Source organism: Bradyrhizobium diazoefficiens (genome assembly GCF_016612535.1).
In the GTDB taxonomy this organism is placed as follows: Bacteria; Pseudomonadota; Alphaproteobacteria; order Rhizobiales; family Xanthobacteraceae; genus Bradyrhizobium; species Bradyrhizobium diazoefficiens_C.
Window position 1 is genome coordinate 2,118,597 of the sequence record NZ_JAENXS010000002.1, and the last position, 17,767, is coordinate 2,136,363.

The following is a 17,767-nucleotide window of genomic DNA, read 5'->3' on the forward strand; positions in this document are numbered from 1 at the left end:
GTGCATTTGCCGACGAAGTTGTGGAATCGTCAAGCTGCGCGGTGGGCTAGTACCGCGACACAAAAGCTTCAAGCAAGAGTTCTTCACCTCTCCCCGACGGGGAGAGGTGAAGAGACGATTGCGCTATCGCCCCACCTGCCCGCGATCCCGGATGAAGTGATCCGCCAGCACACAGGCCATCATGGCCTCTCCGACTGGGACGGCGCGGATGCCGACGCAGGGGTCGTGGCGGCCCTTGGTCATGATCTCGGTATCGGCGCCGTTGCGATCGACCGTCAGACGCGGTTGCAGGATCGACGAGGTCGGCTTCACCGCGAAGCGGACCACCACCGGCTGCCCCGTGGAGATGCCGCCCAGAATGCCGCCGGCGTGGTTGGACAGGAAGCGCGTGCCGTCATTGCCGGTGCGCATCTCGTCGGCGTTCTCTTCGCCGGTGAGTTCGGCCGCGCCAAAGCCGGCGCCGATCTCGACGCCCTTCACGGCATTGATGGTCATCATGGCGCCCGCGAGATCGGAATCGAGTTTCGCGTAGATCGGCGCGCCGAGGCCGGCCGGCACGCCTTCCGCAACGATTTCGAGCACCGCGCCGATCGAGGAGCCGCTCTTGCGGATGCCGTCGAGATAGATCTCGAAGAACGCGGCCTTGTCCTTGTCCGGACAGAAGAACGGATTCTTGGCGACCTCGTCCCAGTCCCACTTGGCGCGATCGATCTTGTGCGGACCCATCTGCACCAGCGCGCCGCGCACTTTGACGTCGGGCAGCACTTTTCGCGCGATGGCGCCAGCGGCAACGCGGGTGGCGGTCTCGCGCGCCGAGGAACGGCCGCCGCCGCGGTAGTCGCGCAGGCCGTACTTCGCCTCATAGGTGAAGTCGGCATGGCCCGGGCGAAACTTGTCCTTGATCTCCGAATAGTCCTTCGAGCGCTGGTCGGTGTTCTCGATCAGGAGCCCGATCGGGGTGCCCGTCGTCACCTGCACGCCGGTTTCGGGGTGCGCCATCACGCCGGACAGGATTTTGACCTGGTCCGGCTCCTGGCGCTGGGTGGTGAAGCGCGACTGGCCCGGCTTGCGACGATCGAGGTCCTGCTGGATGTCGGCCTCGGTGAGCGGGATCATCGGCGGGCAGCCATCGACCACGCAGCCGATCGCCACCCCGTGGCTCTCGCCAAAGGTAGTGACGCGGAACATGTGGCCGAAGGTGTTGAAGGACATCGCTGCTCGCTCGGTTCCGGCGTGTGGTAACGCGCGAGGGGCCGGGGGTCAAACCCGCTGCTCTGGAAGGAGCGTCAGAGCTTAACGATATCTGTCCAGCCGACCGTCGCGGAACACGTAGACGGCGCCTTGCTCGATATAGAGCTCGGCGGCGCTCGCCGGTGTCTCCAGGCCGAGCGAGACCATCAGGGCTCTGCAGGTGCCGCCATGGGCGACGACGACCGTATCGGTCCGGACCTGATCGTACCAGGCGCGCACGCGGACCTGCACATCGGCATAGGTCTCCCCGCCCTCAGGTCCGACCGTCCATTTGTCGGCGAGGCGCCTGGCATAGATTTCGGGATCGGCCGCTTCGCTCTCGGCCAGCGTCAGCCCTTCCCAGGCGCCGTAGCCGATCTCACGCAGGCGATCATCCAGCGCATAGTCCGCCACCGGCAGCTCAAGCCTGCCGCGCGCGAGTTCCATGGTCTGGCGCGCCCGGCCGAGCGGGCTGGACACATAGGGCAGCGCTGCCTTGTCCTTACCATCGCGCTTGAGGAGGTCGGCCAAGATACCACCTGCCTGCTCGGCCTGGCCGCGGCCGCGCGCGTTCAGCGGAATGTCTCTGGTGCCCTGAAGCCGCCCAAGCGCATTCCACTCGGTCTCGCCGTGGCGAAGATAATAGATCGCGGGCGCGGGCATTCCGGTTGAAAATCAGTTCTTGCCGCCGAACGAAATGTCCGGCGCGTCCGGCCGTTTCATGCCGAGCACGTGATAGCCGGAATCGACGTGATGCACCTCGCCGGTGACGCCGCGCGAGAGATCAGAGAGGAAATACAGCGCGCTGCCGCCGACGTCCTCGGTCGAGACGTTGCGCCGCATCGGCGCATTGTTCTCATTCCATTTCAGGATATAGCGGAAGTCGCCGATGCCCGACGCCGCGAGCGTCTTGATCGGCCCCGCGGAGATCGCATTGACGCGAATGTTCTTCTCGCCGAGATCGGCGGCGAGATAGCGCACGCTGGCCTCGAGTGCCGCCTTCGCCACACCCATGACGTTGTAATGCGGCATCCACTTCTCGGCGCCGTAATAGGAGAGCGTGATCAGCGATCCGCCGTCGGTCATCAGTTTCTCGGCGCGCTGCGCCACCGCCGTGAACGAATAGCAGGAGATCAGCATCGACTTGGAAAAATTCTCCTGCGTGGTGTCGACATAGCGGCCGTCGAGCTGCTCGCCATAAGCGATCGCATGCACCAGAAAATCGATCTTGCCCCACTTCTCCTGCAACACAGCGAAAGCCGCGTCGATGGTCGCGGCATCGGTGACGTCGCAATGGCCGAGCACGAGCCCGCCGATCTCGGCGGCGAGCGGCTCGACGCGCTTCTTCAGCGCATCGCCCTGATAGGTGAAGGCGAGCTCGGCGCCGGCGGCGTGGCATGCCTTGGCGATGCCCCAGGCGATCGAGCGGTTGTTGGCAAGGCCCAGGATCACCCCGCGCTTGCCTTGCATCAGTCTCTGCATCAGACCTGAATTCTGCGCCATCTGCGAACGTCCTGTAGCTCTCGTTAAGGTCTGGAGGTACACCAGCCCTCCCCTGCGGTACAGTCCTAATACGCTGCGTTAACGCTGTTTCGAGCGCCGGAATAGCCGTTCCGTTCGGGTGTTATGATGATTATGGCGCTTGCGCCGAACGGCAGGACATCAAAGACGGCATGAGTGCGTTTCGCCAGAGTGTGGAAGCCATGATCCCGGCGTTGCGCCGCTACGCTCGCGCGCTGACGCGCGACGCAGATGCGGCCGACGATCTGGTGCAGGACACGCTGGTTCGTGCGTTGCGTTCGGAGCGATTGTTTCTCGGAGGCGACGTCAGGAGCTGGCTCTACACGATCCTGACCAACCTCAACAAGAACCGGCGGCGCTCGCTGGCAAGGCGTCCGCAATTCATGCAGCTGACCGAGAACAACCCGGATGCCAGCGGGACGGAGGCTGAAGGGCGCGACATCGAGAGGGCGCTCTCGACGCTGGTCGAGGAGCAACGCTCGGTGCTGCTGCTGGTGATGCTGGAGGACATGAGCTACCGCGAGGTCGCCGACATCCAGGGCGTGCCGATCGGCACCGTCATGTCCCGCCTGGCGCGGGCGAGAGCCCACGTTAAAGCGTCGCTGGAGGGTCAGCGCCCGGCGCTCAGACGGGTGAAATGATGGCAAGATTGATGCATCGCGCATGCCGCGTCTCCTGCACGGAGACAGAAGCAGCGCAGGTGAACCGCGTAAGATTTTTTGGGCCGCAGAGCCAGAGACGACCGATATGAACGACCGCAATATTCCCGTGACCGAAGACGAGCTGCACGCCTATGTCGATGGCGAGCTGCCGGCCGAGCGCCGCACCGACATCGAGGCCTGGCTGGCCACCCACCCTGATGATGCCGAGCGGGTGCAATCCTGGCGTACCATGGCCGAGATGCTGCACGCGCGTTACGACTCTGTTGCCCAGGAGCCGGTGCCGGCCCGGCTGGAGCTCGAGCGGCTCGAGCGCCGTCCGCGGCAATGGCTCTACGGCGCGGTCGCGGCTACGCTGGTGGCCTTCGTCGCCGGCGGCGCGGCCGGCTGGGTCGCGCATGGCGCCGCCAACGCGCCCTCGACCTTCCAGAGCTTTACGACGGACGCGCTCGACGCCCACCGCCTCTATGTCGTCGAGGTCCGCCATCCCGTCGAGGTCGGCGGCAACGAGCGCGACCATCTCCAGGCCTGGCTGACCAGGCGCTGCGGCTGGACCGTGTTCGCGCCCAATCTGGAGGCGAGCGGGCTGAAACTCGTCGGCGGCCGGCTGCTGCCGGGGCCGAATGGGCCTGCGTCCTTCCTGATGTATGAGGGCGCCTCGGGCGAGCGCTACACCATCTACACCGCCAAGACCGAAAGCGACGCAACACAGATGCGCTACGCCAAGGAGGACAAGGACGGCGCGCTGTTCTGGGCCGACCGCGGCGTCGGCTACGTCGTCAGCGGCGGCGGCAGCGACCGTGACCGGCTGACCAAAGTGGCGCAGGCCGTCTACGACCAGGCAGAGAAACACGGCGGTTAGACAACCGCACAAACGCAGTGCCTCGATTCCGACATTGAAAATTTGGAATCAAGACATGTGTGCGTCTCATTATCGCACCGGGTGATCACGCGAATATGAGCGGCGTTCGATCCGCCGATCGACGCGGGCGGCCTCGATTGGGGTTTTTGGTACCGCGCTGGTCCCCCTCTCGAGGCCGCACCTTTTTATCGGCTGTCCGCCGGACAGCCGACGCGTCGAGCGTCGAAGCGCTACCACGCTTCACGTGTATGATGAGCATCATCCGTTGGGAGATGCGCTAGGCCTTTAGGAGAACCCCTTCAGTTCGATCTCGCCCTAACCAAGCCCGCTACGTGGATTGTAGGGATGCTGGTCCCGCCACTTTTCCATCAATGCCTCAAGCTCGGCGTCGTTCCCGTCCGGTAGTATAATCCTGATGGTGACGAAGAGATCCCCGGTTCCGCCGGATTTCGACAATCCCTTGCCTTTGAGGCGGAAGGTGCGCCCGCTGGAGGTGTTCTTCGGGACCGACAATTCCACCGCATTGCCGAGCGTGGGCACGCGGACCTTGCCGCCGAGCACAGCTTCGTAAAGCGTAACCGGCAAGTCGATCCTGAGATCAGCCCCCTCGACCTTGAAGAACGGATGCGGCGCGATGCCGATGGTGATCAGGAGATCGCCGGGCGGATGGCCCTGCGCGCTCTCGCCCTGCCCCCGTAGCCGGATCTGCTGGCCTTCGACGACACCCGCCGGAATCTTGACGTTGAGTTCCTTGCCATTCGGCAGCCGGACGCGCTTCTCGCCACCCTTGACCGCCTCTTCCAACGACACGGACATGGCGACGTTGACGTCGAGATCGAGCCCGATCCCGCCGGTGTCGAACTCGAACTGGGGATTGCCGCCGGCCCCAGGCCGCGCGCCGCGCGCCGCGCCGCCGAACATGCTGTTGAGGATGTCCTCGAAAGCGCCGGCGCCCTGGCCGGGGCCTGCCCCGCCGCTTCGGAACGTATAGCTCTCGAAGCCGCCGGGACCCGCGCCCGCGCGCCCGCGCGGCCCACCGCCGCCAGGAAAGCCCTGGAAGCGCGGTTTGCCCTCGGCATCGATCTCGCCGCGGTCGAACTGCTTGCGCTTGTCCTCGTCGCCGATGATCTCGTTGGCCGAATTGATCTCGGAGAAGCGCTCGGCGGCTTTGGCATCACCCTTGTTGTTGTCGGGATGATGCTTCTTGGCCAGCTTGCGATAGGCGCTCTTGATCGCGGCAGCGCTGGCGCTCCGCGGCACCCCCAAGACCTCATAGGGGTCGCGCATCCGTCACGTCTCCTCTCGGGAATTCCAATCCTGGGAAATCCAAATGTTCAAAGGGCTCCCACCCCACCTGAGCCTCATGTGGGGGGAGAGTGGTATTTTTGCAACTAGTCGGGTGAAGCGACCAATTACGATTCTGGCACAATCTTATCGGAAAACTGGTTCCCAGATCATGCTCAGCTCCGCCACGGCTTTAGCGTATGAATCTCCCAACGGCCACGGCTGCTTTGGCAGCCGGCGCCTTGGAGCCAGCTTTCGGTCGCCCCGTTGACGTAGCTCGCCAGGAAGTCGCGGCACTTGCGACCGTCCTCGGCGGCGTAGGATTGCGCGATCGGCGTCACCGAGCCGCGCGCGCCGGTTTCCGGATTCTCCCAGTGCTGGCTGGCATCCTTGTCGCCCATGCTCAGCACGTCGGAGGCGGCGTTGCGGGCGAAGGCGAGATCAGACTCGGTCGGTGCGGCTTCCCTCGCAGGCCGAGCGATCGAACCGGTGAGGTCGCTGTCGTCGGCCTGGGCGTAGGCGTCCGTGCGAGACAGACTGCAGCCGCCAGCGCCGAGCCCGATCAGAATCATCGTCACGGCAAGGCCCGACAGCCGCATCGCCGATAGGCCAACGCGTCGCCATACCCTATATAGGGCAGTAGCAGACAACAGCGCGCTTTGGGCCGCGGGACGCAATTCGGACTCCAGACATGACCGACACGACCTCGATGAAACACCAGACACCCTTAACATCCGGTGATTTCACCGCTGCCGACGAGCCTTTTGCGCTGTTCGAGGCCTGGCTGAACGAGGCGATCAAGAGCGAGCCGAATGATCCCAACGCGATGGCGCTCGCAACCGTCGATCCGGATGGGCTGCCCGACGTGCGCATGGTGCTGATGAAGGGCTTCGATACCGAGGGTTTCGTGTTCTACAGCCACATCGCGAGCCAGAAGGGCCGCGAACTCGCCGCAAATCCTAAGGCGGCGTTACTTTTCCACTGGAAGTCGCTGCGCCGACAGGTCCGCATCCGCGGCAACGTGACGCCGGTGACCGATGCCGAGGCCGACGCCTATTTCGCCACCCGCCCCAAGCAGGCGCAGATCGGCGCCTGGGCGAGCAAGCAGTCGCAAGAGCTGGAGAGCCGCTTCGCCTTCGAGCAGGCCATCGCCAAGGTCGCAGCCAAGCACGTCATCGGCGAGGTGCCGCGACCGCCGGGCTGGAGCGGCTGGCGTATCACGCCGGCGCGCATCGAGTTCTGGCACGACCGCCCATTCCGCCTGCACGACCGCATTGAATTTCGTCGTGACGCGCCCGGCCAACCATGGTCCAAGACGCGGATGTATCCTTGAGCCTTGTCTCGATCTTTGCCTCGATCTTTGGGCCGACCTGAAAGATGTCCATGCCGCATTCGTCCAATGCGCCGCGCCGCACGCTGCTCCTGACCGGAGCGAGCCGCGGTATCGGCCACGCCACGGTGATTCGCTTCTCGTCGGCGGGCTGGCGTGTGATCACGTGCTCGCGGCATGCCTTCCCCGAAGACTGTCCGTGGGATGCAGGCCCGGAGGATCACATCCAGGTCGACCTCGGCAATCCCGCGGATACTTCGCGCGCGATCTCCGACATCCGCAACCGCCTCGAAGGCGGCATGCTGCATGCGCTGGTCAACAACGCCGCGATCTCGCCGAAGGGGCCGGGCGGCTCCAGGCTCGGCTCGGTCGACACCGACCTCGACACCTGGACGCATGTCTTCCATGTCAACTTCTTCGCGCCGATCATGATCGCGCGCGGCTTGATCGAGGAATTGAAGGCGGCCAAGGGCTCGGTGGTGAACGTCACCTCGATCGCGGGCTCGCGCGTGCATCCGTTCGCGGGCGCCGCCTATGCGACCTCCAAGGCCGCGTTGGCTTCGCTCACACGCGAAATGGCCTCCGACTTCGGCCGCGTCGGCGTGCGCGTCAACGCGATCGCGCCGGGCGAGATCGACACCTCGATCCTGTCGCCGGGCACCGAGAAGATCGTGGAGCAGCAGATCCCGATGCACCGGCTCGGCACGCCCGACGAGGTCGCAAAGATCATCTATGTGCTGTGCACGGACACCAGTTCTTACGTCAACGGCGCCGAGATCCATATCAACGGCGGCCAGCACGTCTAGCCGCAAGCGTCATTGCGAGCGAGGCAAAGCAATCCAGACTGCCTCCACAGAGACAGTCTGGATTGCTTCGTCGCTTCGCTCCTCGCAATGACTAAATTGGATATGTTGCGCTAAGGAAGCAAGGCGATCCAGACAACGCCGCCGCAAGACTGGACCGCCCGCCCTTCCTTCCACTCCTCAATCGACTCGAATCCGACGCGACCGTTCGCGCAGCCGTGAAGCAGCTGCGTCGAATGCACTCGAGCAGTCGTCGTCGTTCTCGCCGTCGAGCAGCGGAGCACCACAGTGCCGGCACATGCGTGCCGACAACGACGGCGCCTTGCCGCTCGCCACGATTTGACGATAGCTCGTCAGATCGATGACGTTACGGGGCGTCGTTATGTGTTTCTCAACCATGGCTTTTCCTCGCGGCTACGCATTGCTTATCGCAGACAAGTTTCGCGCAAACGTTCAGCCCACCGCTCAAATTTTACCGGAGGAATTGGGGCACGGCACACACATCACGGCGCAGCCGCAATGGCGATCTATTCTGCGACACCATCAGCCCCGTCTCTGCGACCGGCGTAAGGTCTCGGTCACTATTTTCGGAGCGCAGGCCGGCTCAGAGCCACTTCTTCCACTTGAAGATCCAGTACGGAACGATCGCGGCGAACACCATCAGCACGATCGCGTAGGGATAGCCGTGCTCCCATTCGAGCTCCGGCATCGCCTTGAAGTTCATGCCGTAGATCGAGGCGATCAGCGTCGGCGGCATCAGGACAACCGCCATGACCGAAAACAGCTTGATGATGTTATTCTGCTCCAGATTGACGACGCCGAGCATGGCGTCGAGCACGAAGGTGATCTTGCTGGAGAGATAGGAAGCGTGGTCGGTCAGCGAGACGACGTCGCGCTGCATCGTCTTGAGCTGTTCGCGCATGTCCTTCGACCATTTCACGCCCTCGACGATCGCCGAGAGGAAGGTGACGACGCGGCCGATCGACACCAGGCTCTCGCGAACCTTCGAGGTCAAATCGCCCTTGCGGCCGATCGAGATCAGAATCTGCGAGTATTGCTTGGCGTGGCCGTGACGCTCGCTCTCGGGCTCGAAGATGTCATGCGAAACCTGGTCGATTTCCATGCCGCAGCGTTCCAGAATGTCAGCGCAGCGGTCGATCACGGCGTCCAGCAATTCCATCAGCACCATCTCGCCAGTGATCGCAGGGGCGCAGGAGCGGGCCAGCTTGGCCTCGACCAGGGCGAAGGGCTTGGGCTGGTCGTAGCGCACCGTCACCAGGCGATGGTCGCCGAGAATGAAGGTCACTGCCGTGGTCCGCGGCATGTCGGTATCGGATTGGCACATCAGCGTCGCCGTCATGTAACGGGCGCTGTTCTCGATATAAAGGCGGCTGGAGATCTCGATCTCCTGCATGTCCTCCCGGGTCGGGATCGCGATCCCCGACAGCCGCTCCACCGCCTTGTCCTCGGCTGCGGTCGGGTTGAACAGGTCAATCCACACCGCGTGCTCCGGCACCGCCGCGAGATCCTCGACAACAGCCTTCTTCAGGGAGGATTCGGAGGGAACGAACACAGAAAACATGAACAACTCCAACGGACGGCCTGCGACAGAATGACAGCCCTTAGCGCGATTCTGACAAGTTGATGATGACAAGCACATTAACGGAGCGTTTGCATTTGTGGCTGCTCCGTGGCTCAACCGTGGCATGGAATCGACAGTTCGGCATCGGCTGCCCAAAATCCGCCCCAAGACCGCAAAACTTGCGGCAAAAAAGCCACACCTAAGGTCTCGCAACGCGGGACAAGGTCCGAAACGCTGGAATTGTGGCAGATTTCGACGATAATAGGGGTCAACGGAGTCGTGGTGTTTGGGCTCGCTCAAGCTCCACGAAAGCTTGTTGTTGTCGATTGGAACCAAATCATGTCGTCGCTGAAAGTTATGCTGGGTGTTTTGGCCGCGGGCCTGATGCTGTCGGGCTGCATGCAGGCCACACATTTCGAGGCGACCGACACCAAAGCCTTCAAGCCGAAGGACAAGGAACTCCTTGCCAAGATTCGGTACGAGAACACCCCGGTCGCGGAGCCGTTCCGCCGCGCCATCGTCGACTACCACCGCAAGGAGTTGCCAGGCTCGATCGTGGTCGATTCCGACAACCACTATCTCTACTATGTGATGGATGGCGGCAAGGCGATCCGCTACGGCATCACCGTCGGCGAAGAGGCCATGGCCTGGTCCGGCATTGCCAAGGTCGGCAGCATGACCGAGTGGCCGGCATGGCATCCGACCCCTGGCGAGATTTCCCGCCTGGGTGTACCGTCCTTCGTTGCGCCCGGTCCGGACAATCCGATGGGCTCGCGCGCGATGTATCTCTATTCGGGCGGCAAGGACACGCTGTTCCGCATCCACGGCACCAATCAGCCTGAATATATCGGCGCCTCGATCTCCTCGGGCTGCATCCGCATGACCAACGAGGACGCGATCGACCTCTACAGCCGCGTCAAGATCGGCACCATCGTCGTGGTGCTCGAGCCGAAGCACGGCGACTCGCCCTACAATTCGCGGCTCGCGCTCCAGGGCGGCGGCACGGGCCAGGCGGGTAGCAACTGATCGCTGCCTGATCTGAGGACCTACAAAAGCGCCGGTTTTACCGGCGCTTTTTTGTTGCCGGTCTGTCTGCGGGCGCAGCAGGCTTCGCAGTGCCTTGATCTTCAGCGCCTTCCTTCGTCTCGGATTTGGCCGCGACCTCGCGTGGCGGCGCCTCCTCGGGACGCTCGGCCGGCAGCAGGGGCGCGACCTGGGGCAAGGGGTCCCAGACGCTCCACTGACAGATCCGATAGCCGTTGCGCCGCTGCGCGAGGTCAAGGTGGATGTGGTCCTCGTGGTACCAGTCCGAGCCCGGCCCCAGCACGGTGGAAAACCGCGAGCAGACCGAATGCAGCACGCGCTCGCGCAAGTCGCGCGACAGGGTGCGGTCGGTCAGGCCGATCGACTGCCCGTTGGCGAGCTTGATCGCGCGTACATCGAGGGCGTTGGCCTTGCCGTGCTCGGACAGCATCGCGCCAGCAATGCGGTTGCGACCGCGGCACTCGAAGCTATCGAAATTGTCGAGGTCGCTGATGGTCGAGCCGAGGCTTGCGGCCAGCGGCACCATGTCGGTGCGCACCCAATCGGCGACCGCGGTCGCCATGGTGCAGCGGAGGATCGCCGCCGGCTTGACCGCGACCTTGCGCTTGTCTGGCAACACGATCGCCTCCAGCCGCACCAGATCCTCGCCGCCGCAGGCGCCGGGGCCGTGGATATCGGGAATGGACGGCGCGACCGCGATCTCCTCGGTCAGCGCGCGGCGGCAGGCCGAGAGCTGCTTCTCGGGAGGTGGCGCAGCCTCGGCCGGCTTGCTGGCGTCGGGTTTGTCCGGCGCAGGCTTACCCTCGGCCTCCGGCGCGGCCTCGCCCGTTGCTTTCGGGGCCTCCTCGGGGCGAGGTTTTGGTAGCGGTATCCTGATGGAATGAACGCTCCCGCGCGGCCGTGGTGTGCCAAGACCAAAGATATCGAGCGGTGCAGCATAGTTTCGTGCATTCGCGGGGGCGGAGAGCACAAGAGACAGGCCGAGCCCGGCGGTAACCATTGCCGCGCCGGCGGACATATTGCCGCGACAAGACCATTTGCGGCGAAAGTCCGGCAGGCTAAAACTCATGACAATTCTTTGGCCCTGCGCTGAGAGCGACAATGCGCCCAGCGACTTCTCGGAGGAACGTCTGAATGCTCGGCTTGATGCAAGATTGGCCCCTGCTCTGCCACCGGATCATCGAACATGCCGCCAGGATTCATGGCAAGCAGGAGGTCGTGACGCGATCGGTCGAAGGACCGATCCATCGCACCACCTACGCCGAAATCCACACGCGTGCGCTCAAGGTCTCGCAGATGCTGGAGCGCGACGGCATCAAGCTCGGCGACCGTGTCGCCACGATCGCCTGGAACACCTGGCGCCATCTCGAAGTCTGGTACGGCATCATGGGCATCGGCGCCATCTGCCATACCGTCAATCCCCGCCTTTTCCCTGAGCAGATCGCCTGGATCATCAACCATGCGCAGGACCGCATCGTGATGGTCGACCTCACCTTTGTTCCCGTGCTGGAGAAGCTCGCGGACAAGCTGCCGAGCGTCGAACGGTACGTTATTCTCACCGACAAGACGCATATGCCCGAGACCAATTTGAAGAACGTCGTGGCCTACGAAGACTGGATCGCCGAGCCCGACGGCAAATTCAAATGGAGCGACTTTGACGAGAACACGGCGGCCGCGATGTGCTACACCTCCGGCACCACGGGCGACCCGAAGGGTGTGCTGTATTCGCATCGCTCCAACGTGCTGCACGCGCTGATGGCCAACAATGTCGACGCGCTCGGCACCAGCGCCTCCGAGACGATGTTGCCGGTGGTTCCGCTGTTCCATGCCAACAGCTGGGGCATCGCCTTCTCCGCGCCCTCGCAGGGCACCAAGCTGGTGATGCCCGGACCCAAGCTCGACGGCGCCTCGGTCTACGAGTTGCTCTCGACCGAGAAGGTGACGCACACCGCCGGCGTGCCGACGGTGTGGCTGATGCTGCTCCAGCACATGACGGCAAATAACCTGAAGCTGCCGGACCTGAAGATGGTGATCTGCGGCGGCTCGGCGATGCCACGCTCGATGATCAAGGCCTTCCTCGACATGGGCTCGAACGTCCGCCACGCATGGGGCATGACCGAGATGAGCCCGATCGGCAGCGTCTCGGCGCTGAAGCCGCCGTTCCAGGATGCGACCGGCGAGCAGCGGCTCGACGTGCTTCAGATGCAGGGCTATGCGCCCTTTGCGGTCGAGATGAAGATCACCGACGATTCCGGCAAGGAGTTGCCCTGGGACGGCAAGACTTTTGGCCGCCTGAAAGTCTCCGGCCCCGCCGTCGCCAAGGCCTATTTCCGTCTCGATACCGACATCCTCGACGAAGACGGCTTCTTCGATACCGGCGACGTCGCGACCATCGACGAGGACGGCTACATGCACATCACCGACCGGTCCAAGGACGTGATCAAGTCCGGCGGCGAATGGATCTCCTCGATCGATCTCGAGAACCTCGCGGTCGGCCACCCGGCCGTGGCGGAGGCCGCCGTGATCGGCGTCTTCCACCCCAAATGGGACGAGCGGCCGCTGCTGATCGTGCAGCTCAAGCAAGGCCAGCAGGCCACGCGCGACGACATCCTGAAGTATATGGACGGCAAGATCGCCAAATGGTGGATGCCCGACGACGTCGCCTTCGTCGACGGCATCCCGCACACCGCGACCGGCAAGATCCTGAAGACCGCGCTGCGCGACCAGTTCAGGGAATATCGCTTCCCGAACGCGGCGGCGTAGCTCCCGAGACCGCGCGAGACCTCCCAATCCGGCCCTTTCCAGGGGGCCGGATTTTTGTTTGGGCCAGCGCGACGAAAGACCAATTGGAGCCGGCGCATCCTCTCCCTAATTTCGCGCCGAACTTCAGAACAACGAGGAACGCTCCAGATGAAATTCATTTCGGTTACGACGATTCCCTGGCTGCTTGCTGCGTCAATCGCAGCCACGGCCGCGCACGCGGCCAATAACAAAGTCGTGATTGGCGACATCGATGACATGTCCGGGCTTTACGCCGACGTGATCGGACCGGGTGGCGTCACAGCCGCCAAGATGGCGATCGACGATTTTGGCGGCAGCGTACTGGGCAACAAGATCGAGTTCATGGAGACCGACCACCAAAACAAGCCTGACGTCGGCGCCCAGAAATTCCGCGAATGGGCCGACCGAGACAACGTCACGATGATTCTCGGCGGATCGAATACCGGGGTCAGCCTAGCGATGAACAATGTCGCCAAGGAGAAGAAGATTCCATTCATCGCGATCGGCGCCGCCGGCGCGTCGCTCACCGGCAAGGACTGCACCCCCTACACCGTGCACTATGTCTACGACACGACCTCGCTCGGCAACGGCACAGCAAAGACCATGGTGAAGCAAGGCGGCAAGACCTGGTTCTTCCTCACCGCCGACTACGCCTTCGGCACGCAGTTGCAGGAAGCCGCCTCGAAGGTCGTCGAAGCCAACGGCGGCAAGGTCGTCGGCGCCGTGCGCGTCCCGCTCTCGACGTCCGACTTCTCCAGCTATCTGCTCCAGGCTCAGAACTCCGGCGCCCAGGTGCTGGGGCTCGCCAACGCCGGCAACGACTTCACCAACTCGATCAAGGCCGCCGACGAGTTCGGCATCGCCAAGACGATGAAGCCCGCTGCGTTGCTCGCCTTCATCAGCGACATTCACAGCCTCGGGCTCAAGACTGCACAGGGCCTCTATCTTACCACCGGCTGGTACTGGGATCTCAACGACAAGACCCGCGCCTTCGCCAAGCGCTATTACGAGAAGACGAAGCGCGAGCCAACCATGAATCAGGCGGGCTATTATTCGGCCACCATGACCTATCTCAACGCGGTCAAGGCTGCCGGCACCACCGACTCCGACAAGGTGATGGCCGAACTCAAAAAGATGAAGATCGACGACATGTTCACCAGCAACGGCAAGATCCGCGCCGATGGCCTGATGGAACACGAGATGTACATCATGCAGGTCAAGAAACCCGACGAATCCAAGAACCCTTGGGATTACTACAAGCTCGTTCAGACCATGTCGGGCGATGAGGCGTTCGGCAAGCTGTCCGACTCGGCCTGCCCGCTGGTCACACACTAACACTCACGTCCAGCGCACATGATCGAAAAAACTGGGGAGCGCTCACCGGCGCCCCCCTTTTTTCGCGGTTGCGGCACACCGGATACCAATCGCTACCGGCGGTACGTCGCGGTCTACCGACGGATAAACCGCTTCACAGCGGCTCGAAAAATGCGCTAGGTCAGCTTATTCCCGTCGCCATCGGACCCGACAGCCGGCGACCCAATCGGTGATCGAGCACTATGGCCCGCAGGTTTTCCGCTCCCTATCAGTCGGAGCCCGTGTCCAGCCTCGCGAGCTGGGCGCGCAATCTGGCCGTGTTTGCGGTGGTGGCGGTGGTCGTGTCGATCATCATCGTCCGCTTCGATTTCCTGGAGATGAAGCCGGCGCTGGCCACCTTCTTCGGCGGGCTCGCGATTGCCGGCCTTTCCATCCTGTTCGGCCTCGCCGGCTTTGCCGCGATCTGGCAGAACGGCTCGCGCGGCATGGCGCGCATCCTGCTCGCCTTCCTGATCGACGGGGCGATTCTCGGCTATCCTGCTTATCAAGGCCTGCAATACCGCAAGCTTCCGAAGATCCATGACATCACCACCGACCCGATCGACCCGCCGCGCTTCGACGCACTGTCGCGCCTGCGCACCGGCGACGGCACCAACACCGCTGTTTATGCCGGCCTCTATTCGGCCGAGCAGCAGCGGCAGTTCTATCCCGACATCGAGCCGATCGAGCTCGAGATCCCGGTCAACCGCGCCTATGCGATCGCGCGCCAGCTCGTCATCAAACGCAAATGGACCGTCATCGACGAACGCGAGCCGCAGGCGCCGCGCCGCATCGGCCGCATCGAGGCGGTGGCGCGCACGCCGATCATGGGCTTTCGCGAGGACATCTCGATCAGGGTCGTGCCTGACGGCGACGATTCCCGGGTCGATATCCGCTCCGCCTCGCGCTATTTCGAGAGCGACCTCGGCAGCAACGCCGCACGCGTGACCAAATTCATCGACGATCTCAACACGGCAGCCGACGCGGATGCGCTGAAGCCGGTGAAGAAGACCCCGGTGGCGCCGCCAAAGGCGCCCGCGAAGACGGTGAAGAAGTAGCGTGGGCTAGGCGTCCGCCATCCGGTAGGTCCCGCCAATCACGGGATCGCCGTCGGTCGCGACAATGCCGCGCGCGACCAGATCTTCCAGATGCGCCAGCACGGAATAGCCGGCAGCAGTCGTCAGCCTGGGATCGATGCCGATATAGATCGCACGCACCATGGTCGGAATGTCGGCCTCGCCCTTGGCGAGGCGGTGCAGGATCGAGGCTTCGCGCGCCTTGCGGTGGCGGATCAGGAAGCGCACGAAGCGCGGACCGTCGGGGATTTCCGGGCCATGGCCGGAGAAATACAGATCCTCCTCGCGCACGGCGAGCCGGTCGAGCGACTCCATGTAGTCGATCATCGAGCCGTCGGGCGGAGCCACGATCGAGGTCGACCAGCCCATCACGTGATCGCCGACGAAGTTGAATTTTCGCTCGGGCCAAGCAAAGGCAAAGTGATTGGCGGTATGACCGGGCGTTGCCACGGCCTCGAGCCGCCAGCCAGCGCCTTCGACGACGTCGCCATCCGCGATCCTGATGTCGGGCGCAAAATCGCGGTCGGCGCCGGATTCCGGATTGTGCTTCTCGCTCTCGAAGCGCGGGCGCGAGGCGCGGTGCGGACCCTCGGCATAAACAGGCGCGGCGGTCGCCTGCTTGATCCGCGCGGTGTTCGGCGAGTGGTCGCGGTGGGTGTGGGTGACGAAGATGTGGCTCACCGTCTCGCCACGCACGGCGTCGAGCAGTGCGGCTGCATGAGCCTCGTCGTCCGGACCGGGATCGATGATGGCGACGTTGCCGGTGCCGACGATGTAGCTGACCGTGCCGGTGAAGGTGAAGGGGCTCGGATTATTACAGAGCACCCGCCGCACGCCGGGCCGGACCTCTTCGACGACACCTGCCTTGAGCGGAAAGTTGCGGTTGAACGGGACGTCGTCGTTGTCGGACATGGCACTTCCTGTACGTACCGCCACACTCTCTGCCGTCATCCGTACAGCTCAGAAAAACGCCTGAATGCCCGTGATCGCGCGGCCCAGGATCAGGGCGTGGACGTCGTGAGTACCCTCGTAGGTGTTGACGGTCTCGAGGTTATGGACGTGGCGCATCACGTGGTATTCGATCGAGATGCCGTTGCCGCCATGCATGTCGCGCGCGACGCGAGCGATGTCGAGCGCCTTGCCGCAATTGTTGCGCTTCATGATCGAGATCATCTCGGGGGCGAATTTGCCCTCGTCCATCAGGCGGCCGACGCGCAAGCTACCCTGGAGGCCCAGCGCAATCTCGGTCTGCATATCGGCGAGCTTCTTCTGCACGAGCTGGGTCGCGGCGAGCGGCTTGCCGAACTGCTTGCGGTCGAGCGTGTACTGGCGGGCGCGGTGCATGCAGTCCTCGGCGGCGCCGAGCGCGCCCCAGGAGATGCCGTAGCGGGCGCGGTTGAGACAGCCGAACGGGCCCTTGAGGCCGGAGACGTTGGGCAGCAGTGCGTCTTCCGGAACCACGACGCCGTCCATCACGACCTCGCCGGTGATCGAGGCACGCAGCGAGAGCTTGCCGCCGATCTTCGGCGCGGAGAGGCCCTTCATGCCCTTCTCCAGCACGAAGCCGCGGATCTGGTTGTCGTGCTCGGCCGACTTGGCCCAGACCACGAACACGTCGGCGATCGGCGCGTTCGAGATCCACATCTTGCTGCCGGTCAGGCGATAGCCGTCCGAGACCTTCTCCGCGCGGGTCTTCATGCCGGCCGGGTCGGAGCCGGCGTCCGGCTCGGTCAGACCGAAGCAGCCGACCCACTCGCCGCTGGCGAGCTTCGGCAGGTATTTCTTGCGCTGGTTCTCGTCGCCATAGGCATAGATCGGGTACATCACCAGCGAGGACTGCACCGAGTTCATCGAACGATAGCCGGAATCGACCCGCTCGATCTCGCGGGCGACGAGGCCGTAAGCCACATAGCTCGCGTTGGCGCAGCCATATTCCTCCGGCAGCGTGATGCCGATCAGGCCGAGCTCGCCCATCTCGTTGAATATCTCGCGGTCGGTCGTCTCTTCGAGATAGGCCTTGGTGACGCGCGGCAGCAGCTTGTCCTGGGCGTAGGCGCGCGCGGTGTCGCGCACCATGCGCTCGTCTTCGGTCAGCTGCTCGTCGAGCAGGAACGGATCGTCCCACTGGAAGGAAGCCGAAGCCGGCTTGTCCTTGGTCTGAGGGCGCACGCTCATGAAACGTCCTTTCGGGTCTGGTTCCGTCAAAATTTGCCCGACAAACTAAAGCGCCGCGGCAACAAGT

18 protein-coding genes are annotated in these 17,767 nt (G+C 63.6%); 8 read left to right on the forward strand and 10 right to left on the reverse strand.

Features of this window, described 5'->3' with window-relative positions; translation table 11 throughout:
* Positions 1 to 123: 123 nt before the first annotated feature.
* From aroC to fabI, 3 genes are all read right to left on the reverse strand, one after another.
* Positions 124 to 1,212, reverse strand: coding sequence for a chorismate synthase (aroC, locus tag JJE66_RS26800; RefSeq protein ID WP_200517452.1), 1,089 nt, complete (start codon positions 1,210 to 1,212; stop codon positions 124 to 126).
* Between the two features lie 81 nt (positions 1,213 to 1,293).
* Complete coding sequence (locus tag JJE66_RS26805) at positions 1,294 to 1,893, reverse strand: histidine phosphatase family protein (RefSeq protein WP_200517453.1); 600 nt, start codon at positions 1,891 to 1,893, stop codon at positions 1,294 to 1,296.
* 12 nt (positions 1,894 to 1,905) lie between these two features.
* A complete protein-coding gene (gene fabI / locus JJE66_RS26810) occupies positions 1,906 to 2,733 on the reverse strand; it encodes an enoyl-ACP reductase FabI (RefSeq protein ID WP_200517454.1) in 828 nt (275 codons plus the stop codon).
* A gap of 170 nt (positions 2,734 to 2,903) precedes the next feature.
* On the opposite strand from fabI, the gene JJE66_RS26815 reads away from it, so the two are divergent.
* Both JJE66_RS26815 and JJE66_RS26820 read left to right on the forward strand, forming a co-directional pair.
* Positions 2,904 to 3,392 carry a sigma-70 family RNA polymerase sigma factor gene (locus JJE66_RS26815; RefSeq protein ID WP_200517455.1) on the forward strand — a complete coding sequence of 163 codons (489 nt, stop codon included), beginning with the start codon at positions 2,904 to 2,906 and terminating at the stop codon, positions 3,390 to 3,392.
* 106 nt (positions 3,393 to 3,498) lie between these two features.
* A complete protein-coding gene (locus tag JJE66_RS26820) occupies positions 3,499 to 4,272 on the forward strand; it encodes an anti-sigma factor (RefSeq protein WP_200517456.1) in 774 nt (257 codons plus the stop codon).
* A gap of 315 nt (positions 4,273 to 4,587) precedes the next feature.
* Here the strand turns inward: JJE66_RS26820 and JJE66_RS26825 are convergent, their stop codons facing one another.
* Positions 4,588 to 5,559 (reverse strand): DnaJ C-terminal domain-containing protein, encoded by a 972-nt coding sequence (locus JJE66_RS26825; protein ID WP_200517457.1) that lies wholly within the window; start codon positions 5,557 to 5,559, stop codon positions 4,588 to 4,590.
* Positions 5,560 to 5,732: 173 nt separating this feature from the next.
* Positions 5,733 to 6,128, reverse strand: a complete 396-nt coding sequence (locus tag JJE66_RS26830) for an RT0821/Lpp0805 family surface protein (RefSeq protein ID WP_210349974.1) — start codon at positions 6,126 to 6,128, stop codon at positions 5,733 to 5,735.
* A gap of 119 nt (positions 6,129 to 6,247) precedes the next feature.
* On the opposite strand from JJE66_RS26830, the gene pdxH reads away from it, so the two are divergent.
* Both pdxH and JJE66_RS26840 read left to right on the forward strand, forming a co-directional pair.
* Complete coding sequence (gene pdxH, locus JJE66_RS26835) at positions 6,248 to 6,889, forward strand: pyridoxamine 5'-phosphate oxidase (RefSeq protein WP_200517459.1); 642 nt, start codon at positions 6,248 to 6,250, stop codon at positions 6,887 to 6,889.
* Between the two features lie 50 nt (positions 6,890 to 6,939).
* Positions 6,940 to 7,692, forward strand: a complete 753-nt coding sequence (locus JJE66_RS26840) for an SDR family NAD(P)-dependent oxidoreductase (RefSeq protein WP_200517460.1) — start codon at positions 6,940 to 6,942, stop codon at positions 7,690 to 7,692.
* Positions 7,693 to 7,869: 177 nt separating this feature from the next.
* Here JJE66_RS26840 and JJE66_RS26845 read toward each other — a convergent pair whose 3' ends face one another.
* Positions 7,870 to 8,088 (reverse strand): hypothetical protein, encoded by a 219-nt coding sequence (locus JJE66_RS26845; RefSeq protein ID WP_200517461.1) that lies wholly within the window; start codon positions 8,086 to 8,088, stop codon positions 7,870 to 7,872.
* A gap of 205 nt (positions 8,089 to 8,293) precedes the next feature.
* Positions 8,294 to 9,271 carry a magnesium transporter CorA family protein gene (locus JJE66_RS26850; protein WP_200517462.1) on the reverse strand — a complete coding sequence of 326 codons (978 nt, stop codon included), beginning with the start codon at positions 9,269 to 9,271 and terminating at the stop codon, positions 8,294 to 8,296.
* Positions 9,272 to 9,610: 339 nt separating this feature from the next.
* Between JJE66_RS26850 and JJE66_RS26855 the strand changes: the two genes are divergently transcribed.
* Positions 9,611 to 10,297: a L,D-transpeptidase gene (locus JJE66_RS26855; RefSeq protein ID WP_200517463.1), complete on the forward strand. Its 687-nt coding sequence runs from the start codon at positions 9,611 to 9,613 to the stop codon at positions 10,295 to 10,297.
* Positions 10,298 to 10,334: 37 nt separating this feature from the next.
* Here JJE66_RS26855 and JJE66_RS26860 read toward each other — a convergent pair whose 3' ends face one another.
* Positions 10,335 to 11,384 carry an extensin family protein gene (locus tag JJE66_RS26860; protein ID WP_200517464.1) on the reverse strand — a complete coding sequence of 350 codons (1,050 nt, stop codon included), beginning with the start codon at positions 11,382 to 11,384 and terminating at the stop codon, positions 10,335 to 10,337.
* Positions 11,385 to 11,449: 65 nt separating this feature from the next.
* Here JJE66_RS26860 and JJE66_RS26865 point away from each other — a divergent pair, with 65 nt between their 5' ends.
* From JJE66_RS26865 to JJE66_RS26875, 3 genes are all read left to right on the forward strand, one after another.
* Positions 11,450 to 13,078 carry a fatty-acid--CoA ligase gene (locus JJE66_RS26865; protein ID WP_200517465.1) on the forward strand — a complete coding sequence of 543 codons (1,629 nt, stop codon included), beginning with the start codon at positions 11,450 to 11,452 and terminating at the stop codon, positions 13,076 to 13,078.
* A gap of 147 nt (positions 13,079 to 13,225) precedes the next feature.
* Complete coding sequence (locus JJE66_RS26870) at positions 13,226 to 14,431, forward strand: ABC transporter substrate-binding protein (protein WP_200517466.1); 1,206 nt, start codon at positions 13,226 to 13,228, stop codon at positions 14,429 to 14,431.
* A gap of 221 nt (positions 14,432 to 14,652) precedes the next feature.
* Positions 14,653 to 15,507, forward strand: a complete 855-nt coding sequence (locus JJE66_RS26875; protein WP_200517467.1) for a DUF1499 domain-containing protein — start codon at positions 14,653 to 14,655, stop codon at positions 15,505 to 15,507.
* A 6-nt stretch (positions 15,508 to 15,513) separates the two neighbouring features.
* Here the strand turns inward: JJE66_RS26875 and JJE66_RS26880 are convergent, their stop codons facing one another.
* Together JJE66_RS26880 and JJE66_RS26885 are read right to left on the reverse strand one after the other, a co-directional pair.
* Positions 15,514 to 16,437: an MBL fold metallo-hydrolase gene (locus JJE66_RS26880; RefSeq protein ID WP_200517468.1), complete on the reverse strand. Its 924-nt coding sequence runs from the start codon at positions 16,435 to 16,437 to the stop codon at positions 15,514 to 15,516.
* A gap of 48 nt (positions 16,438 to 16,485) precedes the next feature.
* Positions 16,486 to 17,700, reverse strand: a complete 1,215-nt coding sequence (locus tag JJE66_RS26885; protein WP_200517469.1) for an acyl-CoA dehydrogenase — start codon at positions 17,698 to 17,700, stop codon at positions 16,486 to 16,488.
* Positions 17,701 to 17,767: the final 67 nt, after the last annotated feature.

What these genes read in the sequence shown, in the direction of transcription:
- aroC (WP_200517452.1), bottom strand. Translation starts at nt 1,212, where the DNA reads ATGTCCTTCAACACCTTCGGCCACATGTTCCGCGTCACTACCTTTGGC.
- JJE66_RS26805 (WP_200517453.1), bottom strand. Translation starts at nt 1,893, where the DNA reads ATGCCCGCGCCCGCGATCTATTATCTTCGCCACGGCGAGACCGAGTGG.
- fabI (WP_200517454.1), bottom strand. Translation starts at nt 2,733, where the DNA reads ATGGCGCAGAATTCAGGTCTGATGCAGAGACTGATGCAAGGCAAGCGC.
- JJE66_RS26815 (WP_200517455.1), top strand. Translation starts at nt 2,904, where the DNA reads ATGAGTGCGTTTCGCCAGAGTGTGGAAGCCATGATCCCGGCGTTGCGC.
- JJE66_RS26820 (WP_200517456.1), top strand. Translation starts at nt 3,499, where the DNA reads ATGAACGACCGCAATATTCCCGTGACCGAAGACGAGCTGCACGCCTAT.
- JJE66_RS26825 (WP_200517457.1), bottom strand. Translation starts at nt 5,559, where the DNA reads ATGCGCGACCCCTATGAGGTCTTGGGGGTGCCGCGGAGCGCCAGCGCT.
- JJE66_RS26830 (WP_210349974.1), bottom strand. Translation starts at nt 6,128, where the DNA reads ATGATTCTGATCGGGCTCGGCGCTGGCGGCTGCAGTCTGTCTCGCACG.
- pdxH (WP_200517459.1), top strand. Translation starts at nt 6,248, where the DNA reads ATGACCGACACGACCTCGATGAAACACCAGACACCCTTAACATCCGGT.
- JJE66_RS26840 (WP_200517460.1), top strand. Translation starts at nt 6,940, where the DNA reads ATGCCGCATTCGTCCAATGCGCCGCGCCGCACGCTGCTCCTGACCGGA.
- JJE66_RS26845 (WP_200517461.1), bottom strand. Translation starts at nt 8,088, where the DNA reads ATGGTTGAGAAACACATAACGACGCCCCGTAACGTCATCGATCTGACG.
- JJE66_RS26850 (WP_200517462.1), bottom strand. Translation starts at nt 9,271, where the DNA reads ATGTTTTCTGTGTTCGTTCCCTCCGAATCCTCCCTGAAGAAGGCTGTT.
- JJE66_RS26855 (WP_200517463.1), top strand. Translation starts at nt 9,611, where the DNA reads ATGTCGTCGCTGAAAGTTATGCTGGGTGTTTTGGCCGCGGGCCTGATG.
- JJE66_RS26860 (WP_200517464.1), bottom strand. Translation starts at nt 11,384, where the DNA reads ATGAGTTTTAGCCTGCCGGACTTTCGCCGCAAATGGTCTTGTCGCGGC.
- JJE66_RS26865 (WP_200517465.1), top strand. Translation starts at nt 11,450, where the DNA reads ATGCTCGGCTTGATGCAAGATTGGCCCCTGCTCTGCCACCGGATCATC.
- JJE66_RS26870 (WP_200517466.1), top strand. Translation starts at nt 13,226, where the DNA reads ATGAAATTCATTTCGGTTACGACGATTCCCTGGCTGCTTGCTGCGTCA.
- JJE66_RS26875 (WP_200517467.1), top strand. Translation starts at nt 14,653, where the DNA reads ATGGCCCGCAGGTTTTCCGCTCCCTATCAGTCGGAGCCCGTGTCCAGC.
- JJE66_RS26880 (WP_200517468.1), bottom strand. Translation starts at nt 16,437, where the DNA reads ATGTCCGACAACGACGACGTCCCGTTCAACCGCAACTTTCCGCTCAAG.
- JJE66_RS26885 (WP_200517469.1), bottom strand. Translation starts at nt 17,700, where the DNA reads ATGAGCGTGCGCCCTCAGACCAAGGACAAGCCGGCTTCGGCTTCCTTC.